The 22,981-nt window shown below is 42.3% G+C and carries 27 protein-coding genes; 13 read left to right on the top strand and 14 right to left on the bottom strand.

The window, feature by feature from the left end:
- Window positions 1-58 precede the first annotated feature (58 nt).
- The 7 genes from ACOQOZ_RS09985 to ACOQOZ_RS09955 all read right to left on the bottom strand — a co-directional run bounded on the left by ACOQOZ_RS09985 (window position 59) and on the right by ACOQOZ_RS09955 (window position 4,907).
- A complete protein-coding gene (locus ACOQOZ_RS09985; protein WP_420592123.1) occupies window positions 59-1,177 on the bottom strand; it encodes a zonular occludens toxin domain-containing protein in 1,119 nt (372 codons plus the stop codon).
- Window positions 1,178-1,180: 3 nt separating this feature from the next.
- Window positions 1,181-1,474, bottom strand: a complete 294-nt coding sequence (locus ACOQOZ_RS09980; protein WP_420592122.1) for a hypothetical protein — start codon at window positions 1,472-1,474, stop codon at window positions 1,181-1,183.
- A 2-nt stretch (window positions 1,475-1,476) separates the two neighbouring features.
- Complete coding sequence (locus ACOQOZ_RS09975; RefSeq protein WP_420592121.1) at window positions 1,477-2,859, bottom strand: hypothetical protein; 1,383 nt, start codon at window positions 2,857-2,859, stop codon at window positions 1,477-1,479.
- Between the two features lie 138 nt (window positions 2,860-2,997).
- Window positions 2,998-3,144 (bottom strand): hypothetical protein, encoded by a 147-nt coding sequence (locus ACOQOZ_RS09970; protein WP_420592120.1) that lies wholly within the window; start codon window positions 3,142-3,144, stop codon window positions 2,998-3,000.
- 5 nt (window positions 3,145-3,149) lie between these two features.
- Complete coding sequence (locus ACOQOZ_RS09965; protein ID WP_420592119.1) at window positions 3,150-3,371, bottom strand: hypothetical protein; 222 nt, start codon at window positions 3,369-3,371, stop codon at window positions 3,150-3,152.
- Between the two features lie 3 nt (window positions 3,372-3,374).
- On the bottom strand, window positions 3,375-3,650 hold the full coding sequence (locus tag ACOQOZ_RS09960; protein WP_420592118.1) for a single-stranded DNA-binding protein: 276 nt from the start codon (window positions 3,648-3,650) through the stop codon (window positions 3,375-3,377).
- A gap of 15 nt (window positions 3,651-3,665) precedes the next feature.
- Window positions 3,666-4,907, bottom strand: coding sequence for a phage/plasmid replication protein, II/X family (locus tag ACOQOZ_RS09955; protein ID WP_420592117.1), 1,242 nt, complete (start codon window positions 4,905-4,907; stop codon window positions 3,666-3,668).
- Between the two features lie 380 nt (window positions 4,908-5,287).
- Here ACOQOZ_RS09955 and ACOQOZ_RS09950 point away from each other — a divergent pair, with 380 nt between their 5' ends.
- Both ACOQOZ_RS09950 and ACOQOZ_RS09945 read left to right on the top strand, forming a co-directional pair.
- Window positions 5,288-6,007, top strand: a complete 720-nt coding sequence (locus ACOQOZ_RS09950) for a helix-turn-helix transcriptional regulator (protein ID WP_420592116.1) — start codon at window positions 5,288-5,290, stop codon at window positions 6,005-6,007.
- A complete protein-coding gene (locus ACOQOZ_RS09945) occupies window positions 6,007-7,008 on the top strand; it encodes a phage integrase (protein WP_420592115.1) in 1,002 nt (333 codons plus the stop codon). Before ACOQOZ_RS09950 ends, ACOQOZ_RS09945 begins: the two co-directional genes overlap by 1 nt.
- 337 nt (window positions 7,009-7,345) lie before the next feature.
- Here ACOQOZ_RS09945 and ACOQOZ_RS09940 read toward each other — a convergent pair whose 3' ends face one another.
- Window positions 7,346-8,440, bottom strand: a complete 1,095-nt coding sequence (locus tag ACOQOZ_RS09940) for a hypothetical protein (RefSeq protein ID WP_420592114.1) — start codon at window positions 8,438-8,440, stop codon at window positions 7,346-7,348.
- Window positions 8,441-8,721: 281 nt separating this feature from the next.
- Here ACOQOZ_RS09940 and ACOQOZ_RS09935 point away from each other — a divergent pair, with 281 nt between their 5' ends.
- The 8 genes from ACOQOZ_RS09935 to ACOQOZ_RS09900 all read left to right on the top strand — a co-directional run bounded on the left by ACOQOZ_RS09935 (window position 8,722) and on the right by ACOQOZ_RS09900 (window position 14,734).
- Window positions 8,722-9,363 carry an inovirus Gp2 family protein gene (locus ACOQOZ_RS09935; RefSeq protein ID WP_420592113.1) on the top strand — a complete coding sequence of 214 codons (642 nt, stop codon included), beginning with the start codon at window positions 8,722-8,724 and terminating at the stop codon, window positions 9,361-9,363.
- A gap of 136 nt (window positions 9,364-9,499) precedes the next feature.
- The gene (locus tag ACOQOZ_RS09930; RefSeq protein ID WP_420592112.1) at window positions 9,500-9,688 is read left to right on the top strand and encodes a helix-turn-helix transcriptional regulator; all 189 of its coding nucleotides are present in this window, start codon (window positions 9,500-9,502) and stop codon (window positions 9,686-9,688) included.
- A 132-nt stretch (window positions 9,689-9,820) separates the two neighbouring features.
- Complete coding sequence (gene hxsD / locus ACOQOZ_RS09925) at window positions 9,821-10,096, top strand: His-Xaa-Ser system protein HxsD (RefSeq protein WP_420592111.1); 276 nt, start codon at window positions 9,821-9,823, stop codon at window positions 10,094-10,096.
- Window positions 10,093-11,490 (top strand): His-Xaa-Ser system radical SAM maturase HxsB, encoded by a 1,398-nt coding sequence (gene hxsB, locus ACOQOZ_RS09920; RefSeq protein WP_420592110.1) that lies wholly within the window; start codon window positions 10,093-10,095, stop codon window positions 11,488-11,490. The genes hxsD and hxsB overlap by 4 nt, the downstream gene beginning before the upstream one ends.
- Window positions 11,483-12,589: a His-Xaa-Ser system radical SAM maturase HxsC gene (gene hxsC / locus ACOQOZ_RS09915; RefSeq protein WP_420592109.1), complete on the top strand. Its 1,107-nt coding sequence runs from the start codon at window positions 11,483-11,485 to the stop codon at window positions 12,587-12,589. Before hxsB ends, hxsC begins: the two co-directional genes overlap by 8 nt.
- Window positions 12,586-13,119: a His-Xaa-Ser repeat protein HxsA gene (gene hxsA, locus ACOQOZ_RS09910; RefSeq protein ID WP_420592108.1), complete on the top strand. Its 534-nt coding sequence runs from the start codon at window positions 12,586-12,588 to the stop codon at window positions 13,117-13,119. Before hxsC ends, hxsA begins: the two co-directional genes overlap by 4 nt.
- Window positions 13,116-13,475, top strand: coding sequence for a TIGR03982 family His-Xaa-Ser system protein (locus ACOQOZ_RS09905; RefSeq protein WP_420592107.1), 360 nt, complete (start codon window positions 13,116-13,118; stop codon window positions 13,473-13,475). The genes hxsA and ACOQOZ_RS09905 overlap by 4 nt, the downstream gene beginning before the upstream one ends.
- Before the next feature lie 23 nt (window positions 13,476-13,498).
- The gene (locus tag ACOQOZ_RS09900; protein WP_420592106.1) at window positions 13,499-14,734 is read left to right on the top strand and encodes a His-Xaa-Ser system-associated MauG-like protein; all 1,236 of its coding nucleotides are present in this window, start codon (window positions 13,499-13,501) and stop codon (window positions 14,732-14,734) included.
- Between the two features lie 116 nt (window positions 14,735-14,850).
- On the opposite strand, the gene ACOQOZ_RS09895 is transcribed toward ACOQOZ_RS09900, so the two are convergent.
- The gene (locus ACOQOZ_RS09895; protein WP_420592105.1) at window positions 14,851-15,228 is read right to left on the bottom strand and encodes a hypothetical protein; all 378 of its coding nucleotides are present in this window, start codon (window positions 15,226-15,228) and stop codon (window positions 14,851-14,853) included.
- A gap of 158 nt (window positions 15,229-15,386) precedes the next feature.
- Here ACOQOZ_RS09895 and ACOQOZ_RS09890 point away from each other — a divergent pair, with 158 nt between their 5' ends.
- Window positions 15,387-15,761, top strand: coding sequence for a helix-turn-helix domain-containing protein (locus ACOQOZ_RS09890; protein ID WP_420592104.1), 375 nt, complete (start codon window positions 15,387-15,389; stop codon window positions 15,759-15,761).
- A 14-nt stretch (window positions 15,762-15,775) separates the two neighbouring features.
- On the opposite strand, the gene ACOQOZ_RS09885 is transcribed toward ACOQOZ_RS09890, so the two are convergent.
- From ACOQOZ_RS09885 to ACOQOZ_RS09870, 4 genes are all read right to left on the bottom strand, one after another.
- On the bottom strand, window positions 15,776-16,729 hold the full coding sequence (locus ACOQOZ_RS09885) for a DUF932 domain-containing protein (protein ID WP_420592103.1): 954 nt from the start codon (window positions 16,727-16,729) through the stop codon (window positions 15,776-15,778).
- A 24-nt stretch (window positions 16,730-16,753) separates the two neighbouring features.
- Window positions 16,754-17,080: a hypothetical protein gene (locus tag ACOQOZ_RS09880; RefSeq protein ID WP_420592102.1), complete on the bottom strand. Its 327-nt coding sequence runs from the start codon at window positions 17,078-17,080 to the stop codon at window positions 16,754-16,756.
- 879 nt (window positions 17,081-17,959) lie between these two features.
- Window positions 17,960-18,199, bottom strand: coding sequence for a hypothetical protein (locus ACOQOZ_RS09875; protein WP_420592101.1), 240 nt, complete (start codon window positions 18,197-18,199; stop codon window positions 17,960-17,962).
- Between the two features lie 243 nt (window positions 18,200-18,442).
- Window positions 18,443-19,108, bottom strand: coding sequence for a GNAT family N-acyltransferase (locus ACOQOZ_RS09870; RefSeq protein WP_420592100.1), 666 nt, complete (start codon window positions 19,106-19,108; stop codon window positions 18,443-18,445).
- 172 nt (window positions 19,109-19,280) lie between these two features.
- On the opposite strand from ACOQOZ_RS09870, the gene ACOQOZ_RS09865 reads away from it, so the two are divergent.
- The gene (locus tag ACOQOZ_RS09865) at window positions 19,281-19,694 is read left to right on the top strand and encodes a hypothetical protein (protein ID WP_420592099.1); all 414 of its coding nucleotides are present in this window, start codon (window positions 19,281-19,283) and stop codon (window positions 19,692-19,694) included.
- On the opposite strand, the gene ACOQOZ_RS09860 is transcribed toward ACOQOZ_RS09865, so the two are convergent.
- Window positions 19,689-20,402 (bottom strand): LuxR C-terminal-related transcriptional regulator, encoded by a 714-nt coding sequence (locus ACOQOZ_RS09860; RefSeq protein WP_420592098.1) that lies wholly within the window; start codon window positions 20,400-20,402, stop codon window positions 19,689-19,691. The genes ACOQOZ_RS09865 and ACOQOZ_RS09860 overlap by 6 nt on opposite strands.
- A 1,438-nt stretch (window positions 20,403-21,840) precedes the next feature.
- Here ACOQOZ_RS09860 and ACOQOZ_RS09855 point away from each other — a divergent pair.
- Window positions 21,841-22,965, top strand: a complete 1,125-nt coding sequence (locus ACOQOZ_RS09855; RefSeq protein WP_420592097.1) for an alpha/beta hydrolase family protein — start codon at window positions 21,841-21,843, stop codon at window positions 22,963-22,965.
- Window positions 22,966-22,981 lie beyond the last annotated feature (16 nt).

Genomic DNA, 22,981 nt, shown 5'->3' with positions numbered 1-22,981 from the left:
AGAAGTTTCGCATGAGAAACAGCGCCATGTAGACGCTATTCGCTACGCTCATTGCTTTCTACATTGGCTCTGTTTGAGCAGTGCTTGTAACCATTCCTTCGATCCAGCCTTGCTTACGTTCATCTGGCTTACACATGGCAAAACCTATCCAATCTGCTCCCTCGATTTTAACAAGGCACTGATTGATAGGAGTAAGGGCATACTGTAACCGAGCAAGTTCAGTGCTGGTCAGAACAGTTTTCATATCATCGAACTCAACTTGAAATTGATATTCAATTCTTGGATATCTGCCATTGTTGAATGAAATTGAGATCGAGTCAGCTCTGGCTAAGAACTCAACAGATGGCTTCCTTGGTGTAGCTGCTATAACCTCCTGAGGCCTCTTCTGGTGAGTAGATACAGGATCAGCCTGTTCGTTTGCAGCAAGGTCTTCTGTACCGCCACCGTAATATGAGGATAAGCTCCCCGCACCAAAATAGAGAGCAACTAAGCAGCCAAAAAAAACAGCGAACCCCAGTTTTATCTTTAAACCACCGAGTGCGTTAAAACGATTGTCAATGCGAGTCTCATTACCAGCTTCGCCAGTCACACTTTTAGTATGGCTCTGATAAAGCGCATAGGTGCTCTTTTTAAAAGATCCGTGTATCTCCCTATCTCTTTTTGAAATGGGCGGAGAAACACCAGTAACGGGGCCAAAATAAACGTCAACACGAAAACGTTTATTCATGCCAACTTTAGACAACTTAGTAACACGAAAGGTCGTTTCAACTAATGAGCGCGCAAAGTTTGCTATCTGGCTCAAATCTTGAGTAACGAAAATAACTTCTGTCGAGCGTCCATTTTCTCCAACTAGGTGTCGGTGTTCTGCTAAGAATGCTTTATCTTGATCCCGAGCATTTTTAGCGTTGAGACCTGAAGGCCACAGACGCCAAAGTTCATCGATAACAATGACAGCACCAGGGCTGAATACTTCAGACCACCAGTTCGGGTTTTCAATAATGTCTTCAGTTCTGAAAGGTGTGACCGTCATTCCGAATTGCTTAATGCACTCTTCTGATTGCATTGGAATATTGGTAAAGACTTCACGCTTATCTTTAAGAGCTGGCTTGATAACATTTTCAACCACTCCGTAGCTCTTGCCATGACCCGGTAGGCCTGTATATGCAGCAATTGTCATGTGTCACCCAATGATTGGAATACGGCGTAATATAAATCGTGCGATATAAGCTGATACGATAATTCCAGCGCCTATATCTAACTGAAAGGCACTTGCCGCCCAGCTAACTGATGGGGGAATGCTGTAAGCCTCTGCACTGGTTAAAAACTCTGGTGCCGGTATAGATTCAAAGATACCTGCGGCTGCACTGAGGGTAGAGTCTAAAACCCATACGCCAAATGCTTGTAATTCATCTCTAATCCACTCAAGAGAACATGATGGATCATACCAGTTACAATTGTTTGTTGTTTCACTCATAACTAAGAACTCGCAAAGACTCTAAAACCAACCCAGACGTAAACAACGAGCATTACGGAGCTAATGATTGGCTTTAATATCTCCATTATTTCGCAGTGTATTTGAGTCGATAAGACTTTATTGATAGGGGTTCCACGCAAGTCCATAGAAAATGTTGGGCATTGTGAGTTTTCACCATTAAATAGACTTTTCACTGAAGAAAATGACCTGACAATTTCTGAACTCTCTATCCGAGTATTAAAATTTTTAAAGGCTGCTTCAACTGTCTCAGCTCCTCCAGTTGTGCTATGGCTGGGGAGGTTGCTTGTTGGTGTGTTTAAACACTGATAATAGTCAGGCGAGTTAGGGTCACACGCTCCCGAATTTAGCGAACCATTGATTGCATCAAGCTTCTCACCAATGACGTCCATTTTGGCCGTTACGGAATTAGTATTATTTTCTGCTGAACTTATGCTTTCCTGTACGGATTTTTTGGTTGCATTTATCGCAGTTTCAAGTGTTTCGGTATTCACTTTGCTTTGGTCAATATCGTCACGAACGGCTCTCTCGACATTGCTGAAGTCATCAGATAATTTTTTGTCAATTAGATCTGCAAGAGAGTGGGGGTCAATGTTGCCGGTGCTTGGGCTAGAGCCATCGCCCTGAGATGGAGTATTAGGATCGTTATATGGGTTTCCATCTTCATTGCCACCGTTACCAGCATGGTCCGGGCTGTCAGGATCAATTTGAGTGCAGGTGAAATCATAATTTTCAGGGTCGGTATAATTAAACTCAAAGTAACTTGCACCAGCACAGCTTGAGTCACCCAAAGCATGATCGTAGCAGCTTGTGAAATCATTACACGCAGTAGTACAGATCCCCGTATCTGCTCTTACATAACTTCCGTCAGCACACTGTCGTAAATCTGGCCGGTCACAGTTCGTGTAACCTCCAGCCTCAATAGGGAATCCATCTTGACAAAGACCTGGGGGAGTATCGTCAAGACAGGCTTCTAAGTCGGTTATGTCGCATAACCCTGTTGTGATATTTAACTCATACCATTTGGGGCAAGTTTTAAGTAGGTAATCACCGTACATGCATTCAGTGCCCGTACCATAAGGCTCTAATAATCGGCAAGTTATTGGTGAAAGTCCCTCTTTGGATTTATTGATGGTAGGCTCTAAAGTCGTTACTTTTTCAACCTTCCAGTAAGACAAATATAACCCGTCTGATGGATTTGGATTCCCCTGATATTGATACACGCCATCGCCTTTAGCAGACAAAAAATCATTAGGGTTTGGCAGAGGCTCTGTAGGGTTTTCTTCAGTGTTTTTGATGGGTGGGCATTCGTTACTATAAGAGTAATTAATTTGTAGGAGCAAAAAAATAAGAAAAACTATTTTCATGCGATCACCAATTTGAAAAGCAAGAAAAGGATGTGGCGAAACCAGCGATAGAGAACGTCCAGTAATAGAGATCAAGCATATGAGGATATTCCCTTAATAAAAAATTGGGGGCATTTAGCCCCCGTGAAGTTGCTCGTATTAGCTACGAACCATGCCGAGAAGCATTCGAGCACCACGTGTTGCGACATAAATGAGACCAACCGCTGCTGCGACGGTACCAATGCCAGTTTGAATAGTGCTGAAATCAACAGCGCTAGTGATGGTTGCTACAGTTGCTGCATCCATAGTTATTACCTCAATAATTTAAACATTTGTGATATTCCCCAGGCGGATGTCCAGGGAACAATAAATAGGGCAAAACCTGCCCCAAACATAGCCGTTGCAACCTCTGGGTTGATTTGGCTAATGTCAAACGGAGCTGTTGATTGTTGAACCAACCACCCCGAAGGACAACGTGCGGTGCCATTGCTCGCTAAATTAACAGCACCATTGCATACGATTTGGTAAGCCATTTATTAGCTTGCCTTTGCAACATTTTTTGCTGCTGGAATCAGCTTTAATTCAAACGGATTCAATTCCAGATTTTTAAAACGACCAACTTGGAACGTTGAAATGTCAAGATCGTAATCGCCGATAGGCTTTCCTTCTGTTGGTGACTTAATAGGAATTTCTATTTGCTGAGGGAAAGCCCCGCCTAAATGTGCATATGCCTCTTGGTAGTAGCGAACACCGTTTTTTGTTTGGCGTTGTTGGACTAAGTGATGGCCTTCAATGATTGATATTTTTAACATAACTATCTCCGTTTATTAGCTAACTAATGAAAGTTTCGGGCGGCTCAAGCCAGACTCCGGTTCTTGGTAAGTAGCAGGGTGCTGTTTTCCATAATCCATTTTGATCAATTGAATGACCGGGACTACGTTTGACTTGATCTTGTGTAAGTTCTGTAAGTTGGCCAGAGGAATTCCAGCTTTCTTTAAATGGCCTATTTGTCTATAAAAAGTGCTACTTGGTGTTGTTGCATGTATCTCGTCATACCCCTCGCTTGCAATGGATCGGTAAAACCGGAATGCACGTAGAGCTACAGAGTGATTGAGAGAGCCATTTTTATTGATTTTTGAATGTTTTGATTTTAGTAAATCAAGAACGTGTTCGTCCGAATAATCCATGATCTGTCCACCTTCGAATGTTTTAAATAAATCTCGGAAGGCATCTTCATGTATTTGCTTCCAGATAGATCTTTTGTTTTCTTCAAAATAAGACTTTGCATATTTCCCTAATTTGAAAACTCCGACTGGTATTGCTCTTTCCATTAACCAGCGCTTCTTTATTGTGGCTTCAAATCTAATTAAACCGAGTGTGTAATCCAGTAAATCATTCGATGAATTTATTTTTATGGCTTCATCGTAGCTTCCATCTGAATTTTTCTTCTTGAGCTCTGATACGTAATTTTTCAGCTCGTAATGTTTGAGATAAATTTTTAATTTTTTATGTCGCGAATCTCTTTTTCCAAAATAAACCGTGGTCGGATACTGCTCTCGTGATTTAGTTTGCCCGGATCTCAGAGACGAACAGTATTTTATGAAGTGATCGGCGATTTGTTGGGTTGGTGCTTTTACCGAATAAGTAACGTCAAAACTTGAGATATGTCCCGACTCAACATTGAGCATTTGATTCAATTTGGGAAAAGAGACTGCAAGAAGCCCCAGCATCTCAAAAAGACATTTTTTATAATCTTCTGTGCCATAGACATTGTGGCCTTGAAGTAACTTTGCAGGACTTGCCTTCAGCTCCACATAAGGCCATGCATTTACTGGGCGGGTAAAAGACTTCACGGCCATACCTGACGCCCACGAGGGGATTGACTCGTATGGGTGATAGAGGTCTTCGACTTTGACTTCTCCTGAGGAGGTTCTATTGACGTTACGGCCGCCGATTGTTGCTTCTGTATTTAAGAGATGTGCAACATCCATAATTCCAGTGTCGTCGGAATCGCCATTGACGACGAACTTATCCTGAAATGGGATATGAATGACAAGGCGATCAATCATGCGTTATTCCCAATATGGGACAAGAGTCCACTATTAAAGTGTGTGGACACGCCGCTAGCGCGGCTTATTGCTAATGAGTGCATTAGAACTCCTCCTCAAGACATTGCTGAGTTAGAAGCGCAAGATTAATAAGACGTTGGCGACCCAGTTTGACTGTGGGAAGTAAACCTCTGTCGATCATTCCGCGAACGTGATCAGGAGTAAGGCCAGACATTTGAGCAAACAAAAATCGTGTCACAAGAGGGCCGAGCGGTTGAACCGCCGGAGCGTGAGAAACTAGCTTTGCCTCATGCATACAAAAATCCTGATAGACTGAGATTGGTTATGTATATCTTTACTCCCAAAGGAGTAGGTGTGAGTTTTAAAGGAGTATTTTCTTTATGTCAAATCTTTTGCCGGAAAAAATTCGATTGATAAGGGATTCGAACGGTATGAGTCGTCAGGCTTTTGCTGACGAAATAGGCGTTTCTGCAAGAACAATCGAAGGGATTGAAAATAAGGGGAAGACTCCTGGGGGGGATGTCTTACTTAAAGTAGCGAAGCGATGGCCAATGTATGCCCTGTGGTTATTGACTGATTCGGTGGAGCCGCCTTCTCAAGTGAAGCCGTTGATGGATGAGTTCAAAGTTATAAGGATCTGTGATCGCTTATGCCGCCCAAGGCCAGAAGAAACAAATTTCATGGTTAGCCCTGATTGGTTTGAAAAGGTTTTGTTTGTTCAAAGTATCTCTGATGCTTCGAGAATGGGGTGTCTGATTCTTCTTAAAACGGAGCCTCTACCAATGCTCAGGCAGGCTTTGATTGTTGATGATGACATGACTTGGCCAGATCAAGGGTCAGGAAGAAATGGGCTTAAACGGTTTGCAGGGTATCTTTCACATGTCGGGCGAAGTGATCTAGTAAGAACCAGTGAGCTAAAGGTCGTAGAGGATAAGTCCATTGATTTGATGTTTGAGAAGAGTGAAATCAGTGAACAAAAGTTGTATACGCCAGATATCGGAGAGTCGGCAGTTTTGAGAAAGATTTATCACAATTTCTCCGCGTGGAGACACCAAGGGGAAGACTATGAACCCAAATATGTCTGGCCGGATTTTAAATAATGGCTGTCAGAAAAACAGATGATAGCCGTTGGGTTGTCGATCTGCGGCCAAATGGTGTTGGTGGTAGACGTATTCGGAAGTTATTTGACACAAAAGCTGAGGCGAATCGATACGAAAAACTGGTTTTATCAAAGGTTTCAGGTGGTCAAGAGTGGAATGGTGGCAGGCGCAAAGACAGTCGTCATTTGTCGGATTTAATAGAGCTGTGGTGGCAAATTAAAGGCATTTATCTGAAAGATGGGCCAAAAAGGAGGCGATACCTTGGATATATTTGTGACTCACTCAATGACCCTGTTGCAGTAGAAATGAGACCTGCTTCTTTTGCTGACTATCGCGCCAGTAGGCTGGAAGGTGGTACGTCTGAAAAGACGCTAAACAACGAGCTTGGGTATCTGAAAGCTGTTTTTAATCAATTGGTGAAGGTTGGGGAGATTGAGTATCCAAATCCCATAGCTGGTGTCGATGCTATTCGGATAGACGAACAAGAGCTGGCTTGGTTGACGCATGACCAAATACGGCACTTATTAGATGTGCTTGATGGCTCGGACAACCCACATGTAAAGCTCCTTACAGAAATATGTTTATCGACGGGGGCTAGGTGGGGAGAGGCAGAGTCATTAAAACTTCGTCATGTGCGTGACGGAAAAGTGAGTTTTCATGGAACTAAGTCAGGTAAAAGCCGTAGTGTGCCTATATCCGATGGTTTGTTTTCACGCCTTCATAGTCATCTTAGTGAACATAAAGAATTTACCTTTTCACGAAGTGCATTCTCAAGAGCGCTAGATCGTTCGGAAATAGAATTGCCGAAAGGGCAGGCCGCGCATGTTTTACGCCATACTTTTGCAAGCCATTTCGTAATGAATGGCGGCAATATTTTAACTCTTCAAAAGATACTGGGTCATTCGTCTCTAACGATGACAATGCGCTATGCACACCTTTCGCCAGACCATTTACTGGATGCGGTCACTTTGAACCCTTTGAGCAAAGTTGCAGAGGGGTAGGTAGAAGTGGTGGACGATAAGTGGACGTTTTGAATTTTCTAGATATTTAAAAGTAAAAAACCCTAAGCAAATCAATCGCTTAGGGTTTTTTGTGTGGTGGGATGGGGTCGCTTGAACTAATTTTTTAAATATCTGATTTTATTGAATTAATTCGATTTTGATTTGGTTGGTGTTACTACCGGTGTTACTAAAAAGGATACTTAAAAGGGATATGATTCCCCGTCGGGTAGTACAAAAATTGAGCTTCCCATCATTCCTGCCGGGCTAGCTAATTTGCATCTGGCAGCCATGTGTCGAGGTAAAGCGCTATGTGTAATATAGCTTCTCAGTCGTTATTCTACTCGGATTGTAGTCTTTTCTTTCTTTGAATGCGTGGGCGTTTATTGGGAGTGTAGGGAGTATCATGCCGTGTGGGAGACGTGCGTTTATACTCCTCGGTTATCAGGTCTTCAATCAGTCTGTATTGGGGGGTTTTTCGTTCTTTTGAAATCTCACTGAGCATCTTCTTGGCCTCTGGCGATAGCTTCTTGCTTGGTCGTGCCTTTTTGGCCTTCTTTGACCGAGATTTTCTTACAGCTAAGTTGTTTTTGAAGATGTCGTTGAATTTTGCCCTTTGATCATCAGTGCAATCCCACAGGTAGAGCATTACTTCTAGAGCAGCCCTTGATGATTTTGTTTTTCGAGCGACCAGTTCATATGCGATCAGTATGCTGAGTTGGCATTCCCCAACCTCGCTAAATATGAAGTCTATTAGAAAACCAGCGGACCAAAGTTGCTCAGTGTGAGTTTTTGGGACAAGTTCGAAGCTATTTAGCCCTGTTCTTGGCTTAACTGCTTTTAAGCCTCTATTCCTTCTGGCTCTAGAGAATATCGATTGCTCTTTCTTCAGGAACTCCATGTGAAGGTGATGCAAGAGCTCTTTTTTAAATAGCCATTCCACTGGCAATTTATCAAGTGCAGTTAGCACATCTGTGGACTTGCTATCCAAACGAATATCCAGCCCACAGGCCATATCGGCGTCTGTAGGGTCCACCAGATATCTTTGGTAGTTTTGGAAAAAGTTTCTGGGTAATGGAAGGGTTTGGTCTTGATTTCGCTTGGATAAGACAACATTTCGATCAGTTTTGAACGTTCGTTCTCTGTAATCTGACCTGCGTTTGTAGAAATAAAATATGTCTTTGAGGTTCTCTAGGAGCTCAATATCTAAGCTATTTAACATACATATAACAAATGTTCTTTTAATCAGGCTATCTTCTAGCCAAGCGAAATCTTCTATGTTCCCAGAATTTCTTAGCTCGTTTGCAATAATTCTAGATGCAAAATATTCCCATTCAGGGTGAAATCTTGGATCAAAATCTGAGCCCATGTCGCAATCTTTGACAAGAATGCCGATCGCAGCTTCAGTGATTCTCTCCTTCCTTCTTTTATCCATAAAAAGTGCGTAATAATTAGTTAATTATAGAGGGGCTAATGTAGCATGATTGCGGGCTTTCTGTGCTATTTAACGGTGTATAACTCCAGAGCAGCATTCTGCTGCTCTGGAGTCGGAGCAAGGCCGCTGGTAGTGGGCTGTAAATTGGTCGAATTTGGCATAATTGATGTCGGTTATAACTAGTATTACTAGCTGACTTATACATAGCTGTTGAGGAGTAGGAGAGAGAAGAAATACACATTGGGTTGATGCCTTGTACTAGCACAACAAGGTAACTACCAATGACGAAACAATACGATTTATCAACCCCCTTCACTTCAGACAGCAGGCCGCCGGTTATGCAGAACCATGGTCCTATGAATGAACGCTATCTCGGCCAGGTCGAACGAACCATTGAGAAAGCGGTTAAATGCCACCCTCGCACAATGGCGGTAAGAGTGGATCTTAGGTTTCCAGCTTGTGCAGCCAGAACAGACGATGCGGTGATTTCGCGTTTTGTGGATTCACTGAAGGCGCAGATCAAAGCTGACCTTAAAACTAAAGGGAGAGCCGGTAAGCGGGTACATCCCTGCCACCTGCGTTACATATGGGTTAGAGAGCAGGATTCTGGAGCTCACCAGCACTATCACGTTCTTTTGTTGTTGAATCGCGACGCTTATCACTGCTTAGGACGCTACGATGCCGATGGAGGAAACCTGGCCCATCGAATCCGCTCTGCATGGGCGAGTGCCATTGATGTTCCGCTATGTAGGCTTGGTGGAGCAGTCCATATCCCGGTTAACCCGATCTATCACCTTAATATCAACTCTTCTGACTTCGGCGATAGTTTTGACGAGTTGTATTATCGAACCAGTTATTTTGCAAAACAGAAGACTAAGCAGTACGGGACGGGCACAAGGCACTTTGGCTGCAGTTTGAGATGAGGTTTTGAGATGAGGTTTTGAGATGAGGTTTTGAGATGAGGTTTTGAGTGGGGTGCCTTGCGAAGGCGGATGAAACATCGACGTTTATTACTAACTGACCAGATCGCATGTGTTAAGCCTACTAAGACTAAAAACCATGAAGATCTTAAAACTCAAAGAAGTAATGGACCGTACCGCACTGGGTCGCTCAACTATCTACAAGTACATAGCTGAAGATACTTTCCCTAAGCCTATACCGCTAGGCTCTCGTTCGGTGGGTTGGCTGGAGAGTGAGGTGGATGAATGGATTCTTGCCAGGATAGCGGAGAGGGATGAGGTAGCCTGATGTGAGAACACTATTTTGGCTACCGCAGAGAGGCATGTGAGGTTTCTTTGTAATAACACTGTTATCTATTTTGTAAATAATGGATAATCCTCACTATTCATCAGGAAATGCAGTGGAAGCTGAATCGAAGTTATGGAAGTGATTCGCTATTCAAATCAAGATTACTCTGAATGGGTAATCAGAAATGCTCTCTATTGGATGGGAGCTCATACAGAATGGAAGCTTGAGAAAGAAGGCCGTGAATGGGTAATTCACTTTGTCAAAAGAGACGAGTCTTTGCATTGTGAGTTCGACCGGCTTTTGAACGACTATGTGCTTCGAGAGAAGTTAATGAAGTCTACTCAAGCTGCTAGGGATGAAATAGCTCATGCCGTATTGAAAGGGATAGCCGATAGGTTATCTGCATGAAGTTATTGCCGTTCAATTTTGTGCCGGTGGATGACGAAGCCGTGTTTATTAGTAACACTGGTGGCTTCTCTGAATATCTAAGCAGGGATTCATTCTTGGAGTTTGTGGAAGATCGTAGCATCAAGGATGAAACCTTGAAGCAGGTGCTTACGTCCAAGTTATTCGTCTCCGATGACGAGAATTACTCTACGGCTAAAATTGCTTTGGCTTCGAGTACCAGTAAGAGGCTCACTTCAGAGCTCAGATTTAACCCAATCTTTATGATTGTTCCAACACTTCGCTGTGATCATACCTGTACCTACTGCCAAGTAAGTAGAGCAAATGTAGGGGCTTCTGAATTTGACTTGGATTCATCATTAGTCCCAAAGATTGTCTCCACAATTCGTGACCTGGGAACTGCTCCTTACAAAATAGAAATCCAAGGGGGAGAGCCGCTTCTCCGATTTGACATCATTCAAGACATCTATGGATCGGCATTACAGATCTTGGGAAGTGATTCCTTCGAACTAGTAATTGCTACTAGCTTATCGCTACTTAATGAAGAGATCTTAGAGTGGGCTAATAGTCGTCATGTGCACTTTTCTACATCTTTAGATGGAACTAAAGAAATTCATGATAAGAACAGAATTTTACCTAAGGAAAGCTCGTATTCGCAGCTGAAGCGTGGTGTGGAAGCCATTCAATCACGTTTGGGTAATGACAAAGTCTCTGCTGTAACGACGGTTACAGATAGCCTACTGAGTATGCCTGATAAGCTAATTGAGGCACACCTCGATTTGGGGTTGAAAGACCTGTTTGTTCGACCAATTAGTCCCTACGGCTTTGCAAATAAAGGGCAACTCAATAATTACTCTACTTCGGAGTATATGAGATTTTATGAAAAACTCTTCGATGAGTTGCTTATACAATGGAGCCGGGGGAATACTCTTATTGAGCACTCTGCCTCTATTCACCTAAAGAGAATCTTTACACCTGGCTTTAATAGTTACGCTGACTTGAAGTCTCCCAGCGGGGTTCTGCTAAATAGCTTGCTATTTAATTATGACGGGAGAATTTATGGTAGTGATGAACTAAGGATGTTGCAGAGAATCCACGGAGACCAGGACTTCTCTTTAGGGCATGTGAACGCACCTGATTTTGTATCCTCTGAACTTTACGGTCAAATAATCTCCAGTTCGTTCAATAGTGTTCTCCCAGGATGTAATACATGTGCTTATCAGCCATTTTGTGGAGCAGACCCATGCAATGAAATCAGCATACAAGGTGAATATATAGGGGATAAGACTCGTTCAAGATTTTGTGGTTACCACAAAGGCATGTTCGACTTTCTTGTTAAGCGTTGGTTCGAGTGCAGTGATAGCCGCTCAATGCTTGAGGAGTGGGTAAATGCATAATGCGATCAGAAAAGATAAGTTCGAAATTAGCGAACTTAGGGGTCTTCCTTCTGGATATTATATTTTGCGAAAACAAGGAAGTTACCTACAGAGTCGAGGATTGCTTGAGACGTTAACTATTACTGATATACCTCTCCACGCTGAGTCATCGTCTCTGACTTTTTTCCACCCTGAAGCTATGAAATTCTTTGAATGTGGAGATATCGCCTTCGTTTCGCCTAAAGGCGTGCTTCGCGTGGTCTTATCGAAGCTTGCTAATCACAACACCTTATTGGTTACTGAGAGATGCGATAACTTATGTTTATTCTGCTCTCAGCCTCCGAAGGATAATGATGATAGCTGGCTATTAAGTCAGGCTGCTATGGCTGCCATCGAGTTTGATTCAAATGAAAGCCTTGGGATTAGTGGTGGGGAGCCTCTTATTTATGGCCAGTCTTTCATAAAATTTTTAGACACATTAATAGATTATAAATGTGATAAGTCATTGCACATATTGAGTAATGGCAGAAAATTTTCTGACACTAAATTTACGCTTGAGCTGGCTAAGAGAAGGAAGGATATCGACTTAACATTTGGTATACCCCTTTACTCTTCAGTTCCTCATATTCACGACATGCTTGTCGGCTCCATTGGAGCGTTTAGAGATACCATGCAAGGGTTAATCAATGCAGGAAATGCTGGCATTAAGATTGAGCTGAGGATCATCCCAACGAAGGAAAACATTGACACGCTTTCCCAAACAGTCGAATTAGTTAGTCGAAGTATTTCAAACGTAGTTCAGTTTTCCATTATGAATATGGAAGCAACAGGTTGGGCGAGAAAAAACTGGAAGCAACTTTATATCGATCCAATAAAGTATGCTGAAGAACTGGAAAAATCAGTTTTGGTCGCACATAGCGCTGGATTACCAGCTTTTCTATTTAACTACCCTCTGTGTCACATAAAGGCTGAACTTGAGCCATTAGCATTAAAATCAATTTCAGATTGGAAAAATTTTTATCCCGAAGAATGTAGTGACTGTTCAAAAAAATATCAGTGTTCAGGCTTTTTCACTTCATCTAAAGGGATTTTTCATGAAGCTCCAAGGAGGATTGTATGAAGAAGAAATTTAGTTTGGCCGCTCTTTTGCCAGGCTTTTTGTCTCTCAACAGTACAGAGGCTGTAACCACTGCTGAGCAGGCTAAAACGCCGACAGAGTTAGATGATGTTGTTATTGCACCACTGAATGCGGCAACTCCGCTGTACTTAGCTGGTCATCGGAGTCACGCTTCCCATAGTAGCCATAGCTCCCATAGATCGAGTTCCGGTGGTGGAGGGTACTCTCGCTCGTATCCAACTTACACTCCTCCTGCTCGGAAATCTCAACCACTTAGTCAGCCGTCGAATCCAAGTTATACAGCGCCCGCTAAGCAAGAAGATAAGCAGAAGGACAAATACAATCGCGAAACAACGATAATGAGGGTTCAGCTAGCTCTCAAAATTGAAGGTTATTACAACGATGCTATCGATGGGAAAATGGGCCCTAATACTCGTAAAGCAATAAAGCAGTACAGGAAGGATCATTTTTTGCCATCTGCCGAGAATATCGATGTTCGGCTTTTGAATGCACTTGGGATTGCTGCTCCATGATTGTTATTGTATATCGAAGCATCGTTACTTTGTTTTGTATTTTATGGATTGGGAAACAGGTTGTATTGCCAGGGTATGGTTATCTGGCATACAAAGATACTTTCATGGACCTCTCTTCAAAATGTGGAACTGCAATGGATGAATCCTGGTTTATCTCTAATTCTGGCAGTAAAAAGCTAGATAAATCGGCTGATGTTCACCTCTTGGTTTGCCATGACTATGACAAGGTAAGAAAAATAATGCTTGCTTTTGGTGTGCCTGAGAATGCTTTGTCCTTTCTGGGATTGGAATCATTAGAAATTCATCAAAGAACAGTTTCAGAAATCGCAGATCCACATCGTTTTACAGAGCGGTAAAAATTTCAGACGGCGAAGTATTAATGAAATACCTTTTATCTCTAATGTTACTTGGGTCTATGCAGGTTGCTGCGCTTAATTTAGATGAAAAGCTTGCCCTGATATTAGATTTGTATGCTCTCTCTCCTAAATCATGCTCTCAGTCTGGCGATTCATCTTTGGCGGCCTTCAGAGACGCTGGAGACATATTGTTCAATAGCTCTGTGCTTAGTGGAGATAGTGATACTTCATGTTCAGTTTGTCATCTCGACGATAAGCACTTGGCAGATGGATTGCCTATCGCTGCGGGAATTGGTCGAAATCCTGAACTTGAAAATGCAATAACAGAAGATACCGTTCTAGTTCCTAGGAATGCGTTCACACTCTTTGGAAGATCAGACCCGGAATATAAAGTCTTTTTTTGGGATGGGAAGGTTGTCGAGAAAGAAGGACAGATATTCTCGCCTATGGGCAATGGGTATGCCTTAGGTTTTAAGTCACCATTAGCGGTTGCAGCGGTATTGCCTTTGCTTGCACGAGATGAGTTTTTGGGGCGGCACAGCTACTTCGACTCAACTGAACACTTCGATACAATTAATACGCAGCACTACAGGGCAAAATATGACGCTGCGAATAAAGTGATAGCATCGGTTCTTAAAAAAGCCAACTCTTCTGATGCAAAAAAGCTTAAGCAAGCTTTTATAAAGGCTGGAGTTAAGAATCCAACTCTTGCAGATGTCGGGAATGCACTTGCTTCGTTTATTGATGAATTAAATGAAAGGTGTATTAGCTCTGCTTGGGATGAGTATCTTAAAGGTAATACAGCTGCTTTGACTGAGCAGCAGAAGGAAGGGGCAGTATTGTTCTATGGCAAAGGGCGATGCGCTGGTTGCCATTCAGGGAGCTTATTTAGCGACTTTGAATATCATTCACTGGCCGTACCGCAGGGGAATTTTGGAACATATATTCACAGTCAGGATATCGGGCGAGCTTCTGTAACGTACCAAGATAACGATCGTTATCAGTTTAGAACTCCATCGTTAATAGGTGTATCCAAGACAGAGCCATACGGGCATAACGGAGTGTTTCCCAATATCGATAGCGTCGTTAGATTTCATCTGAACCCAATTCCATTCCTAAGTGGATACAAGTGGACTAGTGAAAGAGAAAGGCTTACCTACGGTAAAACTCTGAATTCTAGAAGTGAGTTGCTAGGTTATATCACAATTGAGACCGAGGAAGAATTGACCGCCCTTATATCTTTTTTAGATGTTTTATAGCTGAAAAAATTAATCAAGATGTACCTGGTAGGTATCAGCTGAAAATAGGCGAACGCCATGAACCATTATAATTGATGTAAATTCCCCCTCACTACTTTTGTAGTGAGGGGGGCGCTTTATAAATTTTGATGGCTTGAATACCACTTTGAGCCACGCTGGATAAAGAACAGTCTGCCCTCTACTAGCTGTGGAGCATATATGTCACGGCCAAAGTATTCTTTGAACCCCTTTGCTTCAAACTTTGCTACATCTTCATCGCTTAGATAATAGGTGATAGCGTATTCGATGACGGTGTACTCCTCGTTTTCGATATCCTGGCTGTATTCATTGGTTACTTCCCATTTGTCTACAACATACCCTTGATCCATTTTCTTGGATTTGCTGAGCATATGGGTTTCTAAAACTTCGTTTGGAATACTGCTACCACAGGCTGCCATGAGTGCAGATAAAAATAGGGCGGAGATTACTTTTAGTACCATTGGTGGCTTGTTCATTTGATGTCTGTCCTTAAGTTGGATGAGATGTAATACCTGGCCAGTCGTCTTTTTAGGTCGACTCCCTATAGATATTCGCATCATTATGTTGATTTTAGTTGTTTGATTCAACAGATCTGTTCGTTTTTGATGGTGACTCCCGGACTTATATTGCGAGTATGGAAACTCTCAATGACAGTACCGACGACAAACGACTTCGAAACCAGGCTTTTGGGAAGCGCCTTAAGGCGCTACGCCAGGCCTCTGGATTCACTCAGGATCAACTTGCAGAGCAGGTTGGCAAGTCATCTGAAACTATTAGCAAACTTGAACGTGGGCTGATTTACCCTGGCGTTGATATGCTGATCTTGTTAGCAGAGAAACTAGATAGTTCGTTAGATGAGCTGGTGGGGGTGACCCAGAGCCGAGGGCTTTCCGGCAAGCAAGTTACTCTGCTATCTGAAGCACATATCGCGTTAAAGCAGATGGATGAAGAGTTGCTTAGTGTTGCACTCAAGCAATTGCAGGCGTTGAATTCTTTAAGTACGCGTTGAATGAATCTGGTTCGTCAGGCCACCAGCGCAAGTGCTGCATCGAGTGCCTTTTTCTTCGTGGTTGCTCCATGTCCGAACCAGGCTGAGTCAATACGGTGTTCCGCACTGATAGCTCGCTTCTCGTGATCAACGAACTCCGTAATGGAATTCAGCAACCCGTAAGCGGTATGGCGTGCAGATTCTAGTTGTGAGCCTCTGCCGTTACCTTCAAACAAGTTGATGGCTTTTGCGATAGAGTGTTTTCCAGCTGATTCTACTCCTGCATATTGAGGTGGAATAAGAACCTTATGGTAGAAATCCCTTGCCTCTTTTAAAGAAACCTTTCGCTCGCTCAGCGTTTTCATTTCATACATAAAGTTATCCCAGGCAGAGACCGATATTCCTAGCTGCTTCTTCACAGCTTCTGGATCGAATTTTGTACTGTGGGGAATTTTGACTGCGCTTTCTTTATCTTGAGATAGAGAAATTGCCAGTGTGTTGTTACATACAACTCGAACGCTGGTGAATTGAGCTGTGGTGGCCATCGTACCGTCGCACGCAGTAGCTAATAGAACATAGCCATTGGTAATGTCATTGCCCTTTAGGCTGGTGGATTGCCCTGTACGAGCTAATGCCCAGATTTTCTTTCCTCCTTTGAGTACTCCGGCTGTTTCCAACTCAAAGCCAGAAACTTCTGTTAGATCCCTATAAAACTCCAGAATTTCTTGTGGTTGTACGACGTTATACCGTTGTCCTACGACTGATAGAGCTTCGCCTGTATCAGAGCGGTATAAAACCGATTTATCTTCGAATGGCGAGGGTGTGTTTCCGTTTCCTGTGTCGAACAGTACAGGGCTACGATTAATTTCCCAGTCTAACCCGGCTTTGTTTGCCCATATTTCAATCGGCATTCCCTTCTCCAGGCGCGATCCAAGTTTGTGCCACGGCATTTCACCAACGTACGCCATGCTTTCTACTAAATGAGACATATTAGTTTCCTCTAATGTATGGTTTTATGCGCAGGTGCTGAATTCATATCCGCAAGAATTGCAGAGATAATTATCGAGTACTTTTTCGTCGATAGTTTTACCGACAGCAGCTCCTGTGGTCCCACCGGTAGCGGCACCAAGTAGAGCTCCGATAATGGCACCACTAATACCTCCGATTACTGGCCCACCAGGGCCTGCGATCACGCCCACTTTCATTCCTATTTGGACTCCGGTGTAAGAAGCTTTGGCACCTCCTATAGCACCAGCAGCAGTACCGATCTTTCCTGCAATTTTACGAGCGGTGTTTTTTGTATAAACAGAATCTGATTTGCACTTAGGGCATTGGATCATGTGATGTTTCTCCATATTTACCGAGGGTAGAGGCTAATTCCTCTACTCGGGTTAGTAATATGGAAGCGAAATTTTATAGGAAACGGTTGTGAATAGAGTAATAGCTCTAGCTCCTGATGTGATGTTTAATTAGATCATTAGTTATGTTTTTTCAATAGATATTTCAGAGCCAGCTATTTTTTATGAGACCAAACTTCTTGAAGGACTGGCAGGAAGCTTTAGCTTATTGAGCTAGTTTGGAGAGTTGTGAGAATACTTGTTTGGTAGAAGCTAGCCCCTATTCGAAATATAGATTGCGAGGTTCAATGAGTATTACTGAAAAGCATAATCCGTTAAGCCTTGCATATGTTGTTAAAGTAAGATTAAAAAATGGGTCGATTATCGTTGTAGTACTCCGCTGACTCGCCCAGGTTTTTCTATATTACATCGCTAGGCATGTACAGTTTTTCCAGAAAGTAACCTGATAAAACTCATGTAGAATCGCTTTATGGAGGCGTTCGCAGATACCATTGGTTTACGGAGATTTTACTCTCCTCTTGTGTGATCTATATCGTTGATTGCTAAGTAAGACAGGTAATAATTCTGCTCAGGCTTGCCGCAGTATTCCGTCTTTCTGCCCGTTAAAATTTTCAGCATAGGTAGATCCTGAGCGGCGAAGAACAGCAGCACATAGTTGTTCTGTACATTAGCTGCTGTAATTGGCGTTTTAGTAGTTGTGCTGAGCTTGGTGAGAGCGACTTTGCTGTAGGTATGAACGAACATTTACAGGTAGGTAAGACCAAAAGCTTTCAGATTACCGACAAAGGAAGTGTCTTGGGAAACCAGGTGGTCTAGGAGGTACGTTTCTATTTCGCTACCGCCTTTATCATCCAGTTTCTTTCACTCAAGTGCGGCACCTTGATTATCCAATAACAAGATTATGCCTTTTTCACCCTCTTTACCTTTCAGAGCTTTCAGGTGTTTCTTAAAGTTTTCCTGACAATGCCTTAGCCCCACAGAGAGAATCCCGCTAGCTGTGATACAAAACGCGCTTTCATAGCTCATTCCTGACTTGAACCTGTGTTTAGTCAGGTGATTCAATTGCGTATGTAATAACGGCTTTTCAATGATCAGGATCAAAACAGTTCCTGAGATTAGGCACTTAACAATTTTTATTAATAATAGCGTTGACTCTAACCTATTCAGCTGATTGCTGTTGGCGATAAAATTTATCGCTGGTTTCGTCAATTTCATTTAATGATTGGACTGGAATATTCAGTATAGGGAGTTTCCTTTATGTAGGTATTAATTCAACACTAATATAAAAACGGGAAGCTCTCTTATCTTTAAATCTAAGCGCAAGATTCGATAGACTAATCCAATTTAGGTACCATAGGCGGCTGCTTCTATACTTTTTTCCATAATAGTGTTTAGCGGAAAAAAATTCCTCCATGATTTTTCAATGTCGATATACATAATAGTTATCTTGCAGCCGTCATCCATGGTTTTGGTGTTGGACAGCTTTTTTATCTCCATCCCTCGTCGTTTCAGTAATGCGAACATAGATGAGTGAGTGATGATGACAAATCCTTTTTTATTTTCCTTGTAGTGATGAGCCAGCACCCCTGACAGAAGTAGGTCCAGTGCAGATATATTTTGGTCGATAAACTTATTTCGATAGTCGGATTTTATACACAGCCTTGAGACTTCGACAATTCCTGGATTTTTTATTGCCTCTGCCTGTGTTGAGAAAGCGTTCTCGTAGCAATTGGTTGCCATCCAGTCGAAATCGTGATCCGTCGATCTGATTGTGGCTACAGTATCCCCCGCCCTATCTTTGATCGAAAAGTGAGTTGAAAAGGTGTCGAATTCATCTATTTCAATGGCATTCTGGCCCTTTGCCCATGCGTATTCGTCAACGTAGATGCTTCTTCTCAATACTAGGCTTTTATAGCGGTCTTTTCCGGAGCTTATTTTGGTAAATCTATATCCTTGAAAGTCGATATCACTATAACTTTCTACTTTGTTTTTGAAATTTTCCTTAATCATTTTTCTAATCCTTCGTTTTTGAGCGACGGGGGATTCTAGTGGTCAGGTATTTTCATGAAACCTGTACTAAGGGACAGGTAAATACATTTGGTGATTGATGTTTGGTTATTGGTGGTGGTGGGATCCCTATATATAGTGATTTTCTCTCCTAAACAAAATTGAGGTGATTTTTATGTTTGTCGATTTATTAGACCATATCTGTGATGAGCAGATTGTGGAGAAAAAGAAAGCAGGAGAGGTAGGGAGCTATAAATTGTGTTCTTTTCGAGAACGGGATTATATTGATTTGTATGAAGGAAAAATCGTGAAGAATATTTCAATCGAGCTCTTAGCCGCTGTTGTTGAGAAAATATCTTGCGTAATTTCTTCGAGACCAGGATCTTTTGGCTTTACGGTTTTTATTGCAGAAATAGAGTGTAATATGTGCCTGTCATTGCAGCGAGTTTTCTCAGGCGTGGAAAAAATCAGTGTATCTGCTCTGCCTTTGAACTGTTTGCTGAAGTCTTTGGGTTGTTATATAGGGGTAGGCGAGATAAGGATTGTAGTGCTAAACAATGAATTGTTCTGGTTGCAGAAACAGCTATAGCGAAATAATTCCGTAACTCATAGCTCTGGCAACTGCCTGCGCTTTGTTTAGTACGTCAAGTTTTGAAAAAATATTTTTCATGTGAAACTTGACGGTTCTTTCAGATACGCCGAGTATTGTGCCGAGCTCCCAATAACTCTTACCTACTGCGCACCACTTTAATACTTCCAACTCTTTTGAGGTGAGATTTGGTGGCGAGCTGAGTGTGTTTCGTGCTGGAATTTCTGCTATATGAGGTAGTATTTGTTGCAGTATTATCGACTGTACTTTGTCTAGGGAACGGTTTTTTGAGCCTGCAGAAACAGCATTTACTGATGATATTAGTGATTGGTTAGTCTTTATGAAACTAATGCCATCAGACAGTTGAAAGTCACGGGAGTGTTGAATAAATTCCAGGCATTCGTTGCCTGCGTTTGCATAGGCATGTTGCCATAGAATTGGTGAGTTTGACGATAGGGCTGCTTTGACAATAGGGTCCAAGGTAATATATTGCCTTTCTCTGTAAATTGTCTGCCACTCGTCACTGATTCCATAGAAATAATAATTGTAGTTTTTTAGATTAATGTCTGAGTGGCCAACCAGCAAAAAATCAATACCAAGATCTGACTGTAGCGTTGAGTGAAGGGAGTTTAACTCTTGCTTCGTATTTGTCTCAAGGCAGCGGTTGATTAGGTTTATAGTATTAATGAGATCCTTCTTAGGTAGCATATTCTTTAGCTCAACTTCCTTGTCAATAGCGAAGCAATCAGAGTTGCTTCATCATAATTGGCGCGGATAATAACAATAATAATAATAAAAGCTAGTGATTTTTAATGGATTGCTTTTTTTGGGGGGCGGGATTTTGTGTTTTTCATCCAAGTGGTGCGCTATTTTGGGGCGTCGTTTTTATTTAACCTATGCTATGGTGTTCTGAATGTCATAAATCGATTGCCTGTAGGCTTTGCGATAATGAGTTTGTCAATGGTGCTTTTAATAGCGATTACTGTCTGTAAGAGGATAATAATTAATAGCTGATTTTTCCCTAAAACCAGACTTATTCATGTTTATGTTGAAATTTCCTCATATGCTACCGATAGATCAGTGATCTACCCCAGAGTGCAGCCGCGATTATTGTGGAGGTCATTAGACGGAAGAGCTATAGTGTGCCTAGATTCATTTGTCGTTTTAAGTTCTAGTTTATGTATCAATTCGGCTTTCAGAGGATGAAAGGGTGATTCTATAATGTACGCTTTTCATTATTTTTTCTGGGTGCGCTGATTCTGTGTTCGGTACTGCGATTAGTATGTAGTATTGAAAGCTTTGGAAGCTTTCGCTTGCGGATTGCGTTTAGCAACGTTATTCCGAGTGGCCACTGTTGGTTTTTTCATGCCTGGGCTTTTAATGATAATTATTTTCGAATAAGGATCATGATTGAGGGCGAGCAATACCAGCGGCCTTTAGCTATGGGGAGCACGTTATATTAGCAATCTATGCTATGATTTTTAGCTAGGAGCTTCCCATTCTAGCTTAAGGTTTGTGCCTTAAGTTAGAGTGTAACTCGTGACTGGTGCCCGATAATTTACACTTGTGGTTCTGGCAATGTGCTCAATTATTTCGTAGACCGGGCTATACGTTTCTCGCTGGCATGGATTCTCAGTTTGTGCATTGCTCTTAAAGATGCGTTAACAGCTATGTCGTCTTTCATCTTGAGTCCATATTTTTGATTCCTCCTAGAGCTGATCATCTCTAAAGTCTCGTGCAGATGACTCGCAATCAATCAGTGGTAATGACTGCACTTTGATATGCCAATTCATTCGCAAGCTCGTCGACTCTTAATCTTTTCCAGATTTCTTGATGAATTGACATCTTATGGTATTTCTCTGCCATAAAGCGCTGCCACTTTTGTTGCGTCAAGATCCTGTTTGGTTTTCTTGTTTTTTGCTTCAACGCTTTGAACTTTTGAGATCTCTTTTTCTAATTACTTTCTGTGTGGCCTCTGTTTTCCTCGGATATTCGAGGTGCTTCTGTCGGTTGTAATAATAGATTGAATATACCTGTACTTAAGTTCAGGTGTTGTATGTGGGTGAGTGATTGTATCGTGCTGCGCGAAATCAGTTTGTAGTTGTGTTGGCAGCTTGTGGCAACGATTGGAAGTGGAGTGAGAAATATGAGTAGAAATATAAAGAGTTTTATTGGCTATTTGATTTTGGCTGTTTCAGTAGCGTCCTGTTCGCTGCTAGATAGTGGGTCGGATCTAGCGGATGTGCGATCTGCCTCGTTAGAATCCTCTTCGCCAAGTCTTGAGCATTGTTCTGGCGACCCAGTTTGTTTATTTGACCCCACATCGAAGGGCATATTTCCTGTCGGTAAACGTTACAAAACTTATAGACATGAAGTTAATGGCGACGTTCGCGAGCTGAACTCCATTATTTGGTTTCCTGCCAAGCACCTTGTTGACCGGTCGCCTGCAGAGGGTGTTTTTCCTGTTGTTGTTTACACTCATGGTTTTCCCTCTAGTAAAGAAGAGGCAACTTATATCTATGAGAATCTAGCTAGTCACGGTTTTATAGTGGTGAGCTATGACGGGCCTAAAAGCAGTATGTACAGTGATGTTCAGGATTCTCAAGATATCATCAATGCGCCACTGGATATCAAATTTCTTATCAGTCAGTTGGAGCAGCTGTCAGATGATAGCCAAGGCGACTTCTATGGTCGAGTAAACAAGCAGCAAATCGGTGTCTTTGGTATTTCATATGGCGCGGTTATCTCTTTATTGTCCGCCTATGTTCCTCCATTTGTAGATGAGCGTATCAGCTTCGCGGTGCTGGTGGCACCGGGTCCATTTCCAGGTATTACAACTGCTGACTTCGGGGCTGATCGGGATATTCCTCTTTTATATGTGCAGGGTACTAATGACAAGTTGGTTAGCTATGAGGGGGTTTCACAGGTAACGTTCAAAAACGCGCCTGCGCCGAAAACCTTTGTGGGAATTAATGGTGGTACGCACCTTGGTTATGTTGAGGAAACAAAAGATCTGATGGGCTTTGCGGTGAATGGTCACATTGATGCGATTCTGTGTGCATTGCTGGAAGAGGAGGAGGACTTTGATCAGACAGGTTGTGCAGTGTTTGAGCCTTCAATGAGCCCATCTCAACAGCAGGACCTGTTGCTAAAAATCTCTTCGAGCTTCCTGCGGATGAATTTTGGTGTGTTTAAAGAAGATCAGGCCAATGCGAAGCAATACTTTGATCGTGTGCTCTTGAATAGCAATAAAGAACTGTTTCGATTGTAGTTTGCGTAGCTTACCT

This window comes from Bacterioplanoides sp., assembly GCF_965219715.1.
GTDB lineage: Bacteria > Pseudomonadota > Gammaproteobacteria > Pseudomonadales > Oceanobacteraceae > Bacterioplanoides.
The sequence above is the reverse complement of the archived record's forward strand: the minus strand, read 5'-3'. Positions and strand labels throughout refer to the sequence as shown.

Bases quoted from the DNA above. Each gene is read 5' to 3' on its own strand.
- ACOQOZ_RS09975 (WP_420592121.1), bottom strand. From the start codon at position 2,859: ATGAAAATAGTTTTTCTTATTTTTTTGCTCCTACAAATTAATTACTCT.
- ACOQOZ_RS09860 (WP_420592098.1), bottom strand. From the start codon at position 20,402: ATGCTACCTAAGAAGGATCTCATTAATACTATAAACCTAATCAACCGC.
- ACOQOZ_RS09890 (WP_420592104.1), top strand. From the start codon at position 15,387: ATGGAAACTCTCAATGACAGTACCGACGACAAACGACTTCGAAACCAG.
- ACOQOZ_RS09935 (WP_420592113.1), top strand. From the start codon at position 8,722: ATGACGAAACAATACGATTTATCAACCCCCTTCACTTCAGACAGCAGG.
- ACOQOZ_RS09965 (WP_420592119.1), bottom strand. From the start codon at position 3,371: ATGGCTTACCAAATCGTATGCAATGGTGCTGTTAATTTAGCGAGCAAT.
- ACOQOZ_RS09950 (WP_420592116.1), top strand. From the start codon at position 5,288: ATGTCAAATCTTTTGCCGGAAAAAATTCGATTGATAAGGGATTCGAAC.
- ACOQOZ_RS09895 (WP_420592105.1), bottom strand. From the start codon at position 15,228: ATGAACAAGCCACCAATGGTACTAAAAGTAATCTCCGCCCTATTTTTA.
- hxsC (WP_420592109.1), top strand. From the start codon at position 11,483: ATGCATAATGCGATCAGAAAAGATAAGTTCGAAATTAGCGAACTTAGG.
- hxsD (WP_420592111.1), top strand. From the start codon at position 9,821: ATGGAAGTGATTCGCTATTCAAATCAAGATTACTCTGAATGGGTAATC.
- ACOQOZ_RS09880 (WP_420592102.1), bottom strand. From the start codon at position 17,080: ATGATCCAATGCCCTAAGTGCAAATCAGATTCTGTTTATACAAAAAAC.
- ACOQOZ_RS09865 (WP_420592099.1), top strand. From the start codon at position 19,281: ATGTTTGTCGATTTATTAGACCATATCTGTGATGAGCAGATTGTGGAG.
- ACOQOZ_RS09855 (WP_420592097.1), top strand. From the start codon at position 21,841: ATGAGTAGAAATATAAAGAGTTTTATTGGCTATTTGATTTTGGCTGTT.
- ACOQOZ_RS09870 (WP_420592100.1), bottom strand. From the start codon at position 19,108: ATGATTAAGGAAAATTTCAAAAACAAAGTAGAAAGTTATAGTGATATC.
- ACOQOZ_RS09955 (WP_420592117.1), bottom strand. From the start codon at position 4,907: ATGATTGATCGCCTTGTCATTCATATCCCATTTCAGGATAAGTTCGTC.
- ACOQOZ_RS09940 (WP_420592114.1), bottom strand. From the start codon at position 8,440: ATGGATAAAAGAAGGAAGGAGAGAATCACTGAAGCTGCGATCGGCATT.
- ACOQOZ_RS09900 (WP_420592106.1), top strand. From the start codon at position 13,499: ATGAAATACCTTTTATCTCTAATGTTACTTGGGTCTATGCAGGTTGCT.
- ACOQOZ_RS09960 (WP_420592118.1), bottom strand. From the start codon at position 3,650: ATGTTAAAAATATCAATCATTGAAGGCCATCACTTAGTCCAACAACGC.
- hxsB (WP_420592110.1), top strand. From the start codon at position 10,093: ATGAAGTTATTGCCGTTCAATTTTGTGCCGGTGGATGACGAAGCCGTG.
- ACOQOZ_RS09885 (WP_420592103.1), bottom strand. From the start codon at position 16,729: ATGTCTCATTTAGTAGAAAGCATGGCGTACGTTGGTGAAATGCCGTGG.
- ACOQOZ_RS09930 (WP_420592112.1), top strand. From the start codon at position 9,500: ATGAAGATCTTAAAACTCAAAGAAGTAATGGACCGTACCGCACTGGGT.
- ACOQOZ_RS09980 (WP_420592122.1), bottom strand. From the start codon at position 1,474: ATGAGTGAAACAACAAACAATTGTAACTGGTATGATCCATCATGTTCT.
- hxsA (WP_420592108.1), top strand. From the start codon at position 12,586: ATGAAGAAGAAATTTAGTTTGGCCGCTCTTTTGCCAGGCTTTTTGTCT.
- ACOQOZ_RS09985 (WP_420592123.1), bottom strand. From the start codon at position 1,177: ATGACAATTGCTGCATATACAGGCCTACCGGGTCATGGCAAGAGCTAC.
- ACOQOZ_RS09945 (WP_420592115.1), top strand. From the start codon at position 6,007: ATGGCTGTCAGAAAAACAGATGATAGCCGTTGGGTTGTCGATCTGCGG.
- ACOQOZ_RS09905 (WP_420592107.1), top strand. From the start codon at position 13,116: ATGATTGTTATTGTATATCGAAGCATCGTTACTTTGTTTTGTATTTTA.
- ACOQOZ_RS09970 (WP_420592120.1), bottom strand. From the start codon at position 3,144: ATGGATGCAGCAACTGTAGCAACCATCACTAGCGCTGTTGATTTCAGC.